The following is a 15,612-nucleotide window of genomic DNA, read 5'->3' on the forward strand; positions in this document are numbered from 1 at the left end:
CCATGTCGGCCGCGTCGATTGCTGCTTGATCAGTGGAAATGGGCAGTGCCGGGGGTGGGGGTATCTTCCGGCATTTCCGGATGTACCAATTCGGCTTCACGGTCGGCAAACAAGGGGGTGCCGCAATCGTCGCAGAATTCCATGGCGAAAATTTCATCGAGTGGCAGGATGTCGCTGATGCCACACTCCAGCAAGATGTCGGGAATGTCACCGATGATTTGATCGTTGTCATCCATGCTGAGTGCCGCTTGCTGGTCTTCGGCTTGATACAGCGGCCATACCACACCGTAGACCACTTCGCCGCTCTCGCGCAGGCAAAAACTGACGCGGAATTCATCAATTTGGCCCGGCGTTTCTTGGACACCGCAGGCAGCGATGACGACCGAAAATTCGCCAGCTTCTTTGCCCAGCGTTTGCGTCAGATAAAACACGGCTGAACGCAACGAGGCCGGACGAATTTTGATGTCTGCTTCGCGGCACGCGGTGTAATACGCTTCCGGTAACAGGACTTCGAGGCCGCAACCGGGCAGTAAGTGTTGCAAGCTCAGGGCGGCATGTTGTTGCCACTCTAGTAAGGCAGCATTTTTAGCTTTTACGCAATCGTATGGTGCATCCAGCGTTTGCCATTGAAATAAGGGGGCGCCGGCCGGGGTGACCAAGATGCCGAGCAAGTAGCGGATGTCGGCCAGGAAGGGCACGGTTTGCGCACGTTCCGGCTCGCCGTTGCCGGGCTGTTTGGCGATGATGGCCAAGGCGTGACGCTCCATCAGACTATAGGTTTCGCAATGATTGCGCGGCAATTGGTCGATCGAGTAAAGATTTGGCAAAAGCCGCAGGCTGGTGTCGGCGGTAAGCAAGTCGCGCGAACAATCATCGATGAGCTTTTGCAGCATGTCGGGAGCGACCGCACCCGAAGCGATTTCGAAACGGGTCCAAGCCAGCACCGGTGCGGCAATCAACAGGGCATCGTAGGCTTGGCCGTCGACTTCGAAATGGGCGCTGCTGCTCATGCTTTCCAGCGTTTCGATCAAGACATCATAGCCGTTCGGTTCGGCGGCAAACAGATTCTCTGCCGCGCCGTCGAGAATTTCCTGATGTTGCAACTTGAGATTTTTGCTCACATAAGCGTCGAGTTTGTCTTGCCAGTTGAGGTCTTCCAAGCGGCTGGCTGATTGTGCCACGGCCAGAGAAAGATTGACCAGACGTTGGCTTTCCGCGGCAAGCTTGAGGCGGTTTCGTTTGATAGGTCGGCGCATACAGTCAGTAGTTGAACGGAGGTGGGACGATTGTAGCCCACACTCCGAGGTGGAAAATGATTAAAATTTATTTTTTTGCATACTGTTTTGTACCGAATAAATTTTCTTTTGCCTGTTCATTCGTCAGTGGCTGGCGTAAATCGGCCAGCACGGCGACGCCGCGCTGCACTGCCGGACGGGCGCTGATTTCATCGAACCAGCGTTGGGCATGCGGATAATCGGCCCAATCGATGCCTTGATTGGCGAATGAGCGGGTCCAGGGGAAGACGGCGATGTCGGCAATGCTGTAGTGGTCGCCGGCCAGGTAGGCGGTTTGCGCTAATTGTCGGTCGAGCACGCCGTAGAGGCGCTTGGCTTCATTGGTGTAGCGTTCGATCGCATAAGCAATTTTTTCCGGCGCATAGATACGGAAATGATGTGCTTGTCCGAGCATCGGGCCCAAGCCACCCATCTGGAACATCAGCCATTGCAAGGTATGGTATTTTTCGCGATCGGTGTTGCCAAGAAATTGGCCGGTTTTGCCAGCCAGATACAGCAAAATGGCACCGGATTCAAATAGTGACATAGGCTGACCGTCCGGGCCGTCGGCGTCGACGATGGCGGGAATTTTATTGTTTGGCGAAATCGCCAAAAAGTCGGGCTTGAATTGGTCGCCGGCACCGATGTCGACTGCAATGGCGCGATACGGCAGTCCGCATTCTTCCAACATGATGTGGACTTTGTGGCCGTTCGGGGTGGGCCAGGAATAAACATCGATCATCAGCAAACTCCAAGTTGAGGTGAGAAATACACCGGCGCGGTGGCCATGCCGGCGTCAAGACGATACCGTATTATGCAGAGGTTTGCAGGTTTGCGCACGCTTACGGCCATAGTCTTTGTGTCGGCGGCGGCATTGTGTATGCATTGTGCTTGCATTGTCTGTGTATACTCGGCGCTGTTTGCCTTACCATGACGAGTTTGATCTGATGACTATTCCTTCCCTGCGCGCCCAAGCGGCCATGCATTTGGCAATTTTTTTGTTCGGTGGTGTTGCGGTATTGGCGCAAGCACTGCCGCAAAACCCGTTGATGCTGGTATTTTGGCGCAGCCTGTTTGCTGCGCTCAGTGTGGCCGCGCTGTTGCGCTGGCAAGGTCAGCCATTGTGGCAATCGGCGACGCCGCGGCGCTGGCTGAGTGGGGTGCTGCTGGCGGTGCACTGGTTATTGTTCTTTGCCGCACTCAAGGCCGCACCCTTGGCTTACGGTTTGTTGGGCTTCGCCAGTTTTCCCTTGTTTGTGGCCGCTTTGGAACCGTATTTTTTCAATGAGCGCCGCCATGGCCGCGATGCCCTCGCTGCCGTGGCGGTGGTAGCCGGGATGGTGCTGATGGTCTGGCCAGACAGCGCGACCGGACAGTTCGATAGCTCGGCCTTGCTCGGCTTGTTATTGGGCATAGGGGCGGGCGGTAGTTTTGCTTTGCTGATCATGCTTAATCGCGCCAACAGCCGCGATTTGAGTGCGATCCGGCTGACTTTTTTACAAAATGCCGGTGCCGCCGCCTGTTTGCTGCCCTTGGTGTTGCTCGATCACAGTCCCGCTACTCCTAGTTGGGCAGCATGGGGTGGGGTGGTACTGCTCGGGGTGGTGTTGACGGCGCTGCCGCAAAGCTTGCTCATGTTCAGTCTACAATCTCTGTCTACCCGTTTCGTCAGCCTCATGAGTACGCTCGAGCCGGTGTACGGCATTGCGCTGGCTTGGGCGTGGCTGGGACAACGGCCGACGGCACAGATGCTGGCCGGTGCAGGCGTGATTCTGGCGGCGACCACCGTTGTCACGCTGTGGCATAGCCCGCATGTTTAAATCTGCGCTTCCCTAGTTAAGCGCGCTGCCGAGCGCGATAAGCTGCACCGGGCCGCTGCGAAAGCGCCGATTGCCGGCTGCGGCAGCGAGCATATGCGGTGCGATATCGTGGGCGTCGAGTGCGGCTTGCGAACTCCAGCGTTCGATCAAGACAAATTGTTCCGGTTTGCCATTGACTTCATGCAAATCATATTGCAGACAACCGGCTTCGGCACGCACCAGCGGTGCAATGGCGGCGAAGGCGGCGATTTGTTCGTCGCGGCGGCTGGGCAGTACTTCGATGAGGATGAGCAGGCGGATTTCTGTCGTCATGGCGGGTCCTTGTTTAATCAGTCACATTACACTGTATTTTACCGCGTTTGCTTATAAGAAAAACAAAAAACGCCCGCAAGCGGGCGTTTCGTTACGGCAATTTGCTTCAAGAACGCGTGATTGGCAAGCCTAAGTCTTCCTGCAAATCGATGTACTTGGCCAGTTCCAGTTTGGCAATGGCATTGCGGTGTACCTCGTCGGGGCCATCGGCTAAGCGCAGCGTGCGATTGCCGGCCCATTGCGCTGCCAAAGGGAAGTCACCCGAAACACCGCCGGCACCATGCGCTTGGATTGCCCAATCCAGCACCTGTTGGGTGACATTCGGGGCGAGGACCTTGATCATGGCGATTTCTGCCTGCGCGTGCTTGTTGCCGACGGTATCCATCATATAGGCCGCTTTGAGGGTCAACAGCCGTGCGCTATCTATCTGTATGCGTGATTCGGCGATGCGTTCGCGCCAGACACCTTGTTCGGAGATTTTTTTACCGAAGGCCGTGCGGCTATTGAGTCGACGGCACATCAATTCGAGTGCCCGTTCGGCCACACCGAGCGCACGCATGCAGTGATGAATCCGCCCAGGGCCGAGACGGCCTTGAGCGATTTCGAAACCCCGTCCTTCGCCGAGTAAGATATTGGAAGCCGGTACGCGCACATTGTCAAACAGAATTTCGCAATGGCCATGCGGCGCATCGTCATAACCGAACACCGACAGCGGTCGTTTGACCGTGATGCCGGGGGTGGCGGCGTCGACCAGTATCATCGATTGTTGTGCATGACGGGCGGCATCGGGATCGGTTTTTCCCATGAGGATATAGACTGCGCAGCGTGGGTCGCCGGCACCGGAAATCCACCATTTATGACCATTGATGACATAGTCGTCGCCATCGCGCACGATGCGGGTTTCGATGTTGGTGGCGTCGGACGAGGCCACGCCCGGCTCGGTCATGGCAAAGGCGGAACGGATTTCGCCGCGTAGCAGCGGTTCCAGCCATTGTTGTTTGTGTTCTTCGAGGCCGTAACGCTCGATGGTTTCCATATTACCGGTATCGGGCGCCGAGCAATTGAAGACTTCCGGTGCCCAAGCGACCCGGCCCATGATTTCACACAGCGGCGCGTAATCAAGATTGGATAAGCCTTGCGGTGCACGGGTCGATTTCGGTAAGAACAGATTCCACAAGCCTTGTTCACGCGCCTTCGGTTTTAATTCTTCAATGATGCGGGTGGCCAGCCAGCGATTGCCTTTTTCCAGGCCATTGCGGTCGATTTCATCCTTGTAGGCGGTTTCATTCGGATAAATATATTCATCCATAAAGGCCAACAGTTTGCCGCGCAATTGCTGGCAGCGATCTGAATACTCGAATTCCATGTTATCTCCATTATTGTTATGAAAAATACCGGGTACTACAAACAGAACAGGGGGTCAGCCCAGCGTTTTGAGGACGTAGCTCCAACCGAGTTCGGCCATTGGCCGTGCCGCCGCCCCTGATTTTTTGGCCTGGGCGCTGGATGCGGTGCCGTCGACGTAACGTTTCATGATGCCTTGCAAAATGCCGGCCATGCGGAACAGATTGTAGGCGAGGTAGAAATTGAAGTCTTCCGGCCGGATGGTTTTGCCAGTGCGCGCACAATATTTGGCGATGTAGTCTTGCTCATTGGGAATTCCCAGTGCTTGATGGTCCAGTCCGGCAATCCCGCGGAATTGTCCTGGCGTGACGTGCCAACTCATGCAGTGGTAGGAAAAATCGGCCAGTGGATGACCGAGCGTGGATAATTCCCAGTCGAGCAGGGCGAGCACACGTGGTTCGCTCGGGTGGAACATCATGTTATCGAGCCGGTAATCGCCATGGACGATGCTGGTGTCGTCACCGGCCGGGATATGCTGCGGCAGCCACTCGATGAGCTTATCCATGGCGGCGATCGGTTCGGTTTCCGAGGCGCGGTATTGCTTGGTCCAACGGTCGATCTGGCGGGCGAAGTAATTGCCCGGCTTGCCGTAGTCAGCCAAGCCGATGGCGGCGAAATCGATGTTGTGCAAGGTGGCGATGACGCGATTCATTTCATCATAAATTTCGCCTCGTTCGGTCGGTGACATACCGGGCAGGGATTGATCCCACAGCACCCGGCCGTCAACGAATTCCATGATGTAAAAGGCGCGGCCAATCACCTCTTCGTCAGTACACAGGGCATATTGACGGGCGGCAGGGAAACCGGCTTTATTGAGCGCATTCATGACCTTGAATTCGCGTTCTATCGCATGCGCCGACGGGAGTAACTTGGCGACCGGGCCCGGTTTGGTGCGCAGCACGAAGCTTTGTTCCCCGGCGCGCAGTTTGAAGGTGGGATTCGATTGACCGCCTTTGAATTGTTCGATCTGCAGCGCCGGTTTGCTGTCGAAGCCATCGACGTGAACACGCATGTAGTCGGCGAGGGCGGCGAGATCGAATTTTTGTCGTTCAGCAACCGGCATGGTGCCCATGAATTCTTCAAACATCGGTGGTCTCCAGAATAAAAGATGGACGCGCTGCAGCTGCGCGGCAAGCACTGATTCTAACGCATAAAAGTGAACGTACGTACTATTATTTAATGCCAATTCTGCTGGTGCGGCGGATACTGGCTGTAGTTAATCTTTATCCGACTGCCTTGCCCGACCTTGTCCGTTGTTTCGACGATTTTGTGTTGATCGGAAAAACGGTACATCACCGCCGAACAGGATTCGCATGCCCGCAGGTTTGAGTAAATATTGAGTGTCATCGCACCTGGGTAGTTAAGCAATTCACCGGAGACGAAGGAAATGATTTTCGCTTCCGTATCGGCCGAGCGCTCATGCCGTACCGGGATGGTACGTATGGTATTTTCATCGGCCGGTACGCCGATGTAGTGGAGTGCCGGTTCGCCGGAACGCGCCTCGCTGAGGAGAATATTTTGATGCTGATTACCCGATACCGAGACCATATTCAAAACGGCTTTCCCTTCATGCCGCAATTCTGCCCAGACGACGTTGCTATTGGGTATCAGTCTTGTCAAAATATGTTGAAAACTACTGACCAGTTTGTTCGGATTTTTGCTCATTGTTTCATGGGCAGTCTTGGCCATGGGCAAATCGGCGAAAGTGACTTTACTCATGAGTAAATCGGCTACTCGGCCATAGGGGCTGCGGTTTCTGCCGCTGCCGGCATAGCGTGCTTTGTCGGCAAGCAGCTCAAGCGCATGAAGAATTTTCCCGCTCGTGGCTTGCGCTGTAGCAGTACCCATATTTTGGTTTAACCTCCCATATTGCTTGGCCGCATGAGTGTGCTGTACCAGCCTGCGGGCATCGTTGCGTTCTTCGGTGATAGGGGAGGCCAGCGCGTTGACCAAGGTGGCGCTTTGTTGGCGTGGCGACTTTCCGCGCATCCTATTTAAGACAATGTTACTGTTTTCATGCGTTTCCGATGCCATGTTTTGCATTACTTCATTGCTCATCGCTTGAAAGTGTTGCACCGTGACTTCCGGCAGAATGACTGCCTGATACGGCGCGTGCGCCATCGTGCTGCTGCTCCTTCGCTCAGCCAGTGGGGCCCGCGGCGGCGCATACGGCAGCACGCCGTTGTGGCGCGCGGCAGGGATACGCGGGGTATTTCGGCAACTGCCGGCCGACCACGCCGGCGCGAAATTCCTGCCACTGCCGGGCATACGCTTTTGTCTGGATCGCTGTGGCATTGCCGCGATGAGGGTGGCGGTGATGGCGCTGGCGCGGCTGGCAGAGGCAGCGCTCGACTCGAGACGCAAGTTGAGCGCCGGTGGCAAGGCAAACAGCAGACGTGCCTTGCCTTGGCCTTCGAACAGCAGCAGCAAGTTTTGTCTGTGGTCATAGGTTTGCTCTTGCAAATTCCACTGGCCGGCAATGCTGGAGAGTCGGAAACTTTGACTCGCCGTCATATCACGCAAGTCGATGACGAAGTCGCGCTCGCCTAAGCGTCCGCCATCGACCGCCGCCAGCAGTTCGGCACCGACGTGTAAGCTGCCGTTGTTGCTGGCATAGGTCCAGTAGCTGCTGGTATTATTTCGCTGCGGCAGATCGAGCCGACCGTTGCCAGGCAAATCACAGTAGAGCACCGAGCCGTCGCCAAGCATGCGGTTAACGCGGCCCAGCCAGCGCCGCGTCGTGCCGCCGACGAATAGATCGCCACTGAGGCGGTTGTGCAGTAATTCCTGTCCTTGATAGCTCATGCCTACTTGTTTGACGCAGTGCGGCAGATAGTCTTCAAGCGCTGCGCCGGGGCGATAGACTTGCATCGCTTGCAGTAAGTGCGTTGCATTCTGATACGCTTGGCCCTCAAGATTGAAGCGGGCAGCGTCGATGAATAAGGAGGCGTGTCCGTGGTTGAGCAGCACGCCGTCGTGCCATGTTGTGGCACTCCAGCGCGGCCAATCGGCACCTTCCAGATTGGCAACTTGTCCGTTGCCATGGTTTTCCAGGTAAAACATGCCAAACAGTTCGGGTTCGACGAGGAAGCGCTGGCCGTAATTAGTCAGATGAATGATTTTGTCGCGCAAGGACCAGAGCACGCTCGGTTTGCTCGCATCGGCCTGGGCGTTGATGTAGCTGAGACTGCCATCGCGGTTTTGCTGCAGCGTGTGGGGACCGGAGAGTACGGTTTGCACGCGGCCTTTTCCGACTAAAAAGATTTCGCCGCTCTCGCTATGATGAAGGGCATGCCGACCATCGGTGTTTTTTCCCAAGTAAATGCGGGCACCGGCACGGTAGGCGTTGGCGGCTTGGAGTATCCGGGCGTCATCGTGGCAGAAATAAAACAGCGCATCATCAGGCGCATTGCCAGCCTTGGCGACGACTTCGAACAAGCCGCTGGGTTTGCCGTTGCGCTTAAATACCGCGCGCACTTGATGGTCGCTGCTCTCCAAGGCTTGCTGATAGCGCTGGGGCAGGCGATACCAGTGTCGCTCATCCGCCGGAAGCGTTTGTTGCCGGAATTGATAGAGATCGAGGCCGGCGCTGCGTGGATACGCGACGATTTCCCAGTCGATGGCGTGGTCGCGTCGGAACAACCAATAGTCGCCATCGTGGCCGACATAACTGAGGCCGGCTTTGGTACGCAGATAACGGCCGTCGGGCAGGGTCCAGGCTTGGCCGCTGGTAGGCGTAGCAACTTGAACGTGTCGATAGCACTGACTGCCAAGCGCTGGCGGCTCGTCGCTGATAGCCGGCACAGCATCCGCCTGACCGACTTGCAGATTCCAAACATGCCCATGTTGACTGGCATGGGGACCGCTGGCATGGCTCCATACCGGACCGCAGTGTGGATCGAAGCGGAAGCGGCCGGCGCGCAGCGGCATATCCTGCAGACCCGCTTCGTCGATAAGGATTTCCAACGGTGCGTCGGGTAAATAACGCCAACGTAGCAGGCTGTTCGGTTGGCCGATGGGGCTGAAATAATGGCACTGATCCTGGCGTGACCAGCCTAGCCAGTCCAGCTCCGCGAATTGCGCGAATGGGAAGGTTTGAATGCAGTCTTGAACAACATCGTAATAGCCATACATGACTTGAGCAGCATTCTGCCATTGTAGTAACACGCCGTCTGCGCTGCCGCCGCTGAAGTGCTCATTCGATAGGATACGGCGGATTTGTTCGGGCCTTGGCGGCATCTGCGCTTGGATTCCGTCAACCCAAGTGATTTTGTGCATGCGCAGCATGCCATTGACGTGCGGTCGGTATTCCATCGCCAAAGTTTGTTCGGCCATGCTGTCGAAAGTTTCCACGCGCGCGGTGCCGGTGTGGGTGTATTCGCTCAGCAAGGCTGCAAGTTCTGTGGCCCGCTTGTCCCAAGCGCGGATATTTTCGCTGGAAATGGCCCTGACCGCCAGCGACTGCGTGTTATTTCCCAGGTCTGGCGTATCCTGAGTCAGCAATGGCTCGTTGGTGCCGCTGTCTATTTTCAGTATTTGCAGTACCGATGAGAGTCGAAAGCGGCCATGGGCGGCGTGCGCGCGTTCCAATTGGCTCATACCGTCGCTCCCCAAGGGGGGGGCGTAACGGCGCATCAAACCACGGGTACTGAGTTCGATGAATTCTTCGTGCACTGCTTTCCCAATTGTCAGAGACTGCAGAGCCGGGATCAGCGGCCAGAGGTCGGCAGCGAAATCGGCTACTTCGAGGAAGCGGCCATAGGTGGCCATGTTCAGTGGCCTCTGGCCCGCGCTGCTGGCCACGGCCACGCCATGCTCGTCCTCGTTGCTGATCAAAAAGCCACGGCCCAAGGGACCCTGATCCATGCTCATGAGAATTTTTTGCCTGGGAAACAGGGTGATCTCACTGCTTTGTGGCCCGCGCGGGTGGAGCTCTGTGACCGGGGCGATGATCCATCGGACTTCCATGCTGGACCAGTGGGCGAGGTAGCACAGACCGGCATGCTCGAACGCCAGATCGAAATCGCGGCTGACCAAGGCTTGGCTATGAAGCCGGTAGTCGAAAGTTTGATGATGGAGCTTTTCGTGATGCCAGCGCCGCAGTGTTTCCAGCACACTGAGGATGATTTGGCTGTTGCGCGCCACGTAAGGATCGATCCTGTCCTTTGGATTGACGTAGAACTGGCTAAAAGTTTGCCGTTGTTGGCGCGATAAGCTGATATTGCTCGCTTCCTGCGTGTCGGCGAACGGCTCGTTGGTCTCATCGTCATCCGGCAGTTGGCGCGCATAGCGGGAGGGCGTCACAATATTGAGCCCCCATTCCTGTGCCGTCGTAGTGGGGTTATTGGCAATCAGCTTGGCACAAGTTTGGCTATGTCTGAATTTCTCGAAAGGGACGCCGTTGACCGTGGTTTTACTCAAGTCGATCTGATTATGTTCCAGAGTCTTACTCCACAGACGTTCACGCAGACGCAATTCCACCTCCTCCGGATAGGAGACGTTTTTGCGTCTGATTAATAAGTCTGCGGGATTTTTCTGGTTTTGGATAAATTCGATTTCCTCCTCGGTTTGGCCGAGATTCTGCCCGTCCGGGGTGAATTGCACGCGTAGCCCGGCACCTGTGCTACTGCTGAAGGTCCATTTGCGTGCACCTTCGCTCATGATGAGGCGGCCATAGGTGCTCGGCTTCATGCCGATACGGATGTCAACCTCAAGCTTGTCAGCGTGCGAGGCATCTTTGGGGGGTAGGAAGGCCAAATTGGCCGGTCGATCCAAAAAGACAGGCAAGCGGCCGGGTTGGCCTTCGAATACCGTATTCGTCCTTACCATGTCATGACTGAACTGCAGCGGTAGCTGTGCGCCCCATGCTTGCGCATTGTGGTTGAGGATTTGCGCATCATCACGCAGACCGAATAATGGTGCTTTGCCTATAGTGGAGACGCCGTATTGTATGTTTGATGTCAAACGAATGACGATGGTCGGCGCTTTCTTGTCGGTCAGCGGAAAGTGCTCTTGCGCCGGGGTCACGCCGAGTAAATCTTGAAAACTTTGCTTGATATTGGGGCTGATCATCTGGCCCGAAGGCAAGATGCCGATTTCTGTGTAATGGCGCCCGGGGACAGTCATGGTTGGGCTGGTGAAAAAAAATGATGCCGGAATGAGCTTGATGAGTAAGTCCTTGACCTCATTTACCTCGACGGTCTGATCATTTTCTTTCGCCCCCTGCATGAAATACAATTTGTCGCTGACTTGCGTGTGCAGATGCGTCGCCTTGATGTGAATGAATCGTGCGGCTGACTCATCGCTGAAATAATACACGCTGCTGTTGTCGGGCTGCCGTTTGAGCTCGACTAAGGGGCCGCGAAAGCTGTCGATTTTCTTTTTGAGTTTGACCGCATTGTCGAGCGCTTGTTCGGTATGGTCGATCCAAGAACGGAAAGTATCAATCGGCAGCAGCGACTCCAGATATTCGATCACCATGACTTCGGGCGCGAGCATGGGACAGGCAAGCGCGAGCAGGTCCAAGCCCAGATTGATGATCTGTTCGCTCAAATTCATTGTCGCTTCAAAATAATCGCCTGAGGACAGGGTTTCTGTTGCCAATGAATTGGCTTGCTGGATAATATTTGCTAAGCTCATGGCAATGGCCGGTGCCACGAATCCAGTTGACAGGCCTTCGGCTATTTGCGCCGCTTGCAAGAAATGCGTCTTTGAAATCTGCGCCATCGCGGTCAGCGCAGTCTGACCTAATTGCACCAGACTGTTGGCCTTGCCGAACAGTTGCTCGACATCACTGAAGGTATTGCTGTCGATATTAGCCAAATTCTGCAGGCTGAAGACGACGTTGAGGGTGGTGGCGGCACTTTGTCTGACACTGTTGGTATGCCAGCGCTGTGTCGATTTAATCATCTTGGCTTCGTCGATAGGGACTTGCCGCAGTCCGCCTGCACCATCGCGCAGCGTCAGGGTGAATTCGCTCCCCTTGGTATTGACGACATCGACCACATGCTCACCGATTTTTATCTCAGAAGCGAACATGTTGGTAAAAATTTCCTGTAAGTGTGCGCTCTGCGCCATGGCATCGTGCGACGCTTGCTTGCGCTGAAATTCCGGCGCTGCGCGGAAGTGTCGCCAGCTTTCTTCCAGCTCCGCCTCGTGCGGCGCTGTTTCTGCGACGAGTTCTTCGTTCGCGCCGCAGTTGGCGTGGCTAGCGACGCTGCGGCTTTGACGCGCCAGTGTGCTCTTGTCCTTGTCATGCGGTGCTACTACTGCGGTGCTGAGCGGCTGCTCTAAGGCCGACGCTGCAGCAGTGTTGTGCGGCTGCGTTGGCAGCGCGTCAGCACCTGGCCAGCGCAACCTGCGGTCGAGGTTAAGCAGATGGCTGCGTGCGCTCGTGCTGGTCTGCGTGATCAAGTCCAACAGCGTATTTTGCATGTGCTGATACGCTGTCTCCAGCGTCGCGCCGAACAAAGCTGGTGGGCCGATGCCGACCGTGCCAAACTGCGGTCCTGAGGGTATTGTTGGCTGTAATCCATCGCGCTCGCTCCAAGCGCTGATGCTGTGAGCGAGCGTAGGCACGCGGGCGGCCATCAGATCTTGCGGTAGCAGAACTTTCTGTTGCTGCGCCGTTGTAGCGGCGTCACTCAGAAAGCGCGCCAACTCGTTGACATAAGCATGGGCTTGTTCGACTTCACTGGTCGTGAAACCTGCTTCCTCATGTGCTTCCTTATGTGCGTGCCACCATGCATGCATGAGCCGCCCGGCCAGCTCGGCTTCGCTCTCGGTCGGCGTGTAGGGGTGGTGCGCGGCATACCACTGCGCTTCGCTTTGCTGCCGTTCATTTTGCCACGCAGCTTGCACCGCGCCGGCATGCTGCCAGCGCTGTACCGAGGCGAGGGCGTCGCCTGCCAGCGCGAGTGCCCCTAAGCCGGTCTTGGTGAGGGTGTCGATGCCTTGTTCGTAGTCTTGTTGCGCTTGTCGCTGCTGTCGGTTCAGTTGCAAGCACTCAAGCAACAGAGCCGGCGGTAGACTGCCACACCACTTCATGGCCAAGTTTGGCATGGCTGTTGCCGTTACGCTTGCCCATTCATAAAGGCCGGCGGTGCATTCGCCGAGCTCTTCAACTTGCCTTAACCACGGTTGCAGTAAACGCAGACAGTGGGCGGCGTCGAGCTTGGCTGGGTGCGCTGGTTGACGCGGCAATGAGCGCATCGACGTCAGCAAAGCGATCACACTGTCTATGCTTTCCTGAAATAAGGCGGTGAATTCGCTTTGTTTGCGCAGTCCGGCCTGATGCGCCGCTGCATTGTAGTCTTGCTGGACTTTATGTTGTTGCGCTACCAGTTCGTGCAATTTCGTCGATAAGGCACGACAGGCGGCAGCAGCAGCACGTTCCGGCCCAGCGCTGAGACGTTTGCGCGGTGTGGTGCGGAACAGTGCCTTGACTTGCTTCCGAAATTGCGCAATTTTTTCGTGCTGCCGTGGGCCTGCCTGCGCACCTTGAAAAGCTGGACGCAGCCAGTGTATCAGGCGTTCGAATACGCCAGGTCGCTCCGCTGGTGCAAGCTGGTCGAGCAGGATACGGGCCCGGTGCGTAGTCGGCAGCGCACGCAGCGCCGCCTCGGCTCGCTTGAAAGAGGATTGGATCTCCGGATGTTGAAGATCGATGACTTGCAGCTCAAAGCTTTCCGCCAGGTCTTCTTCCGGTGTGCAACTGAGTAATGCGGCAGCACCCACTTCCAGCCGTTTGGCTAAGGCGATGGCTTGTCGTTCGGCCACTTGCCATTCTTGTGGGCTGCGCCGATTTTGTTCGTGATTAAAGGGGGCGCGACGGCGCTGCTTCGCTGGTCGCGCCGTACAATGCTCAAAGGCATCTGCATCTCGCTGAGTGCGCGCGTACGCGCGCTGCAGGTCCGTACGCGCGGCCAATTCTGCCATCCATAGCGGTGCTTGCTCGTCCCATCGGCTCGCCACATAATCCCACACCTGCGCCCGCGCACGCAGAATTTGCGTCTGGTTGCCGCTGTACCCGAGGCCGCGCAGCAGCGCACGATAGAAGCAATCGCCGTCGGCCGGCACATCGCACCAAGCTTGTTCGCCGAGATAGCGGTAATGATTTTGATTGATTCTAAGTAAAATCACATCGTTGCGCTGCATGCTGATGTAGCCGTCTAGCGATGCTGTTTGCATGTTGTGCCGGTCGGGAGCGAAACGGCTGGCGCTCAATTGCAATGAAGATCGCATTTCTGCAATGCTGGGGGAGGCACTGAGAAACTCTGCGGCAGCGCCGGCATCGGCACGCCACGTCAGCAGGTGTGCCGCCAATTGTTCCGTGCTGCTGTCGTGGCGGATATCGAAAATCGTCAGTCCGCGTGATTGATCTTGCCAAATTGCTGTACGCGCAACAATCTGTGGCGCGAGGTCGCCGGCGGCATTATTCCAACTACCGGCCGTGGCAATGTCATGCTGAACCCGCTGCCATAAAGAGACGTTCGCGGCGATGTTGTTCGCGCTTGGACGAACTTGTTGCAAATGCGCTGACAAGCCGAGATTGACTATGGGTACACTGAGCGCAGTCGCCTTGAGCGCTGGTAAAACGTTTGGCAAAAGCGGGCGCGAGCTCGACTGGCTTAAAAGGCGATGAATATCTGACATCAGAAATTTTCTCGTGTACAAAAAGTGAAATGAACAATGGTGCGTAATCGCTCCTATTGCTTTGATTCTAATTGTTGGCTCGCGAGCATACTTTTATAAAATAACCATCTGTATTGCTGATCATGCGCAAAGAGCGCACCGGTGTCGGCGCGAGAAGCCGGCGCGACGAACAGCCATCAGCACTGCGCATCGCTTGGGCATGCGCAGTGCTGATGGGATATCGGGATTGGTGGTGGTGGTGGTGGTGGTGCAGTGTTACAGCCTGTCGGCGCGTGCAGCCAGCGCTGCGACGTCGTCGCATAGTAGTGGTGACAGCGCCCGTGGCAGGCGTACCAAGCTCATGGCATGATTGCCGACCGGATGCCAGGTGTGGGTGTCTGTGTGATTGCTATATGCAGACAGTAAATCGTGGTAGATCCTGCGAATCGCGTCGGCGTCTTGGTCCGGCATGGTAAGTGTAAGCTGTGAGCTGGCGGCACCGTCGCTGATATTCGTTTGTAAGACGGCTGCGTAGAAGCGGTCAGCCACGCTCTCGGCCGTGGCACCCGGCTCATCTTGTAGAATGCGGGCACAAAATACCAAATGCTCGACTTCGCGCAATAAGGCGCACAGCGCGCTGCTGAATTGCGGGTGATCGAGTAAGTGTAGTGGAATGGCAATGACCCAGTCGAGGGTATCCAAGCGCATGGGATCTGCTTGAGCGGAAAAATCGATCACAATAGCGGGTACAAAATCGTAGCCGTAATCAGCAAACGCCGTCAGAGTGGCGAGCTGGATGCTGTCGTTGGCTTGATTGATTTTATCGTTGCTGCTGGTGGCATCAATGCCACCCATAGCGCGGATCTCCGCCTGTGCTTGACGCAAAGCCTGCACCGTCTGGGCCAAGCGTGTCCCTTCGGTCATGCCGTTTTTCGAGAGCCAAGCGCTAATGGCTTGGCTCTTTTCGGATTGGGCAGGGCTGATGGCACCGACCTTGCCGGGCGTTTGTTGAATCGTATTCATCAGATTTGCGCGTGAAACCTCAGCCTTCAGAGGCTGTCGCAAAAGCCTGATGGACGTTTTTTACACCTAAAACACCGCATACCTCGTCATTCCCGCATGCTTTTGGCGGGAACCCAGCGTCGTTTTTTACACTGAAAATGCCACAA

Annotated in this window: 8 protein-coding genes; 1 reads left to right on the top strand and 7 read right to left on the bottom strand. The window is 56.2% G+C overall.

Annotated elements, in window-relative coordinates:
• Nucleotides 1–29: 29 nt before the first annotated feature.
• Nucleotides 30–1,256 (bottom strand): DUF2863 family protein, encoded by a 1,227-nt coding sequence (locus QN359_RS18095; protein ID WP_322248528.1) that lies wholly within the window; start codon nt 1,254–1,256, stop codon nt 30–32.
• Nucleotides 1,257–1,323: 67 nt separating this feature from the next.
• Nucleotides 1,324–2,016: a glutathione binding-like protein gene (locus QN359_RS18100; protein ID WP_322248527.1), complete on the bottom strand. Its 693-nt coding sequence runs from the start codon at nt 2,014–2,016 to the stop codon at nt 1,324–1,326.
• 205 nt (nt 2,017–2,221) lie between these two features.
• Between QN359_RS18100 and QN359_RS18105 the strand changes: the two genes are divergently transcribed.
• Nucleotides 2,222–3,094: a DMT family transporter gene (locus tag QN359_RS18105; protein WP_322248526.1), complete on the top strand. Its 873-nt coding sequence runs from the start codon at nt 2,222–2,224 to the stop codon at nt 3,092–3,094.
• 12 nt (nt 3,095–3,106) lie between these two features.
• On the opposite strand, the gene QN359_RS18110 is transcribed toward QN359_RS18105, so the two are convergent.
• From QN359_RS18110 to QN359_RS18130, 5 genes are all read right to left on the bottom strand, one after another.
• Complete coding sequence (locus tag QN359_RS18110; RefSeq protein WP_322248524.1) at nt 3,107–3,406, bottom strand: putative quinol monooxygenase; 300 nt, start codon at nt 3,404–3,406, stop codon at nt 3,107–3,109.
• Nucleotides 3,407–3,512: 106 nt separating this feature from the next.
• On the bottom strand, nt 3,513–4,772 hold the full coding sequence (locus QN359_RS18115) for an acyl-CoA dehydrogenase family protein (protein WP_322248523.1): 1,260 nt from the start codon (nt 4,770–4,772) through the stop codon (nt 3,513–3,515).
• A gap of 54 nt (nt 4,773–4,826) precedes the next feature.
• On the bottom strand, nt 4,827–5,897 hold the full coding sequence (locus QN359_RS18120) for a phosphotransferase (protein WP_322248522.1): 1,071 nt from the start codon (nt 5,895–5,897) through the stop codon (nt 4,827–4,829).
• An 89-nt stretch (nt 5,898–5,986) separates the two neighbouring features.
• Entirely contained in the window at nt 5,987–14,416 is an 8,430-nt protein-coding gene (locus QN359_RS18125; RefSeq protein WP_322248521.1) for a deaminase domain-containing protein, read from the bottom strand.
• A gap of 303 nt (nt 14,417–14,719) precedes the next feature.
• Nucleotides 14,720–15,466 (bottom strand): hypothetical protein, encoded by a 747-nt coding sequence (locus QN359_RS18130; RefSeq protein WP_322248520.1) that lies wholly within the window; start codon nt 15,464–15,466, stop codon nt 14,720–14,722.
• Nucleotides 15,467–15,612: the final 146 nt, after the last annotated feature.

It is taken from the genome of Undibacterium sp. 5I2, assembly GCF_035019605.1.
Lineage (GTDB): Bacteria > Pseudomonadota > Gammaproteobacteria > Burkholderiales > Burkholderiaceae_D > Undibacterium.